This window comes from uncultured Psychroserpens sp., assembly GCF_947501425.1.
In the GTDB taxonomy this organism is placed as follows: domain Bacteria; phylum Bacteroidota; class Bacteroidia; order Flavobacteriales; family Flavobacteriaceae; genus Psychroserpens.
The window spans coordinates 1-622 of the sequence record NZ_CANMVN010000026.1; the positions used below are offsets into that span (position 1 = coordinate 1).

Consider the following 622-nt stretch of genomic DNA (forward strand, 5'->3'; position numbering starts at 1 on the left):
CTACAATCAAAAGTATCAATATCAATACTTAGGTTTGTAACAGCAACATCATCTGAAGATCCACCATCGACATCGGCGGCAACAATAGATGCGTTTCCAGTATTGTCTAATTGTACTGTTATGTTTTGACAAACAGCAGTAGGTGGAGCAGATCCCGTTGCTTCATCAGAAGTAATTCCGAAGTTATCCAATGAAATATCTCCTTGCCAGCCAGTTGTTCCGTCAGAACTTGTAGTAGCACTAAATCTTAATTTTATGGATTGACCGTCAAATAATGACAAGTCTACATTTTGTGTTTTCCATGGATCTGTATGGGCATTTTGTTGACTTCCAGATAGGGTATAGTCTGTAAGTGTTGTATAGTTAACACCATTATCGACACTAACATCAACTGTCAGCACACCAGTAAATCCACCAAACATGTGGTAATCAAATGTAAGGGCTGCATTTTCTCTTCCGGTAAAATCTAAACACGGACTTACGAGTCGTGCTATTTTACTAGGGAAATTAGGGTTAGATGCTTCAATAAATATGAAGCGGCTTCCATCTGATGCTAGAGATGGTCCTGTATCAGCAGAAGGAGTAGAGTTTCCATCGCCTTCTTCTGCTTTATTGGTCCAGT

General features: G+C 39.5%; 1 pseudogene. It reads right to left on the reverse strand.

The features are described 5' to 3' along the window. A pseudogene (locus Q0951_RS17035) lies at positions 1-622 on the reverse strand (hypothetical protein); the annotation flags it as partial.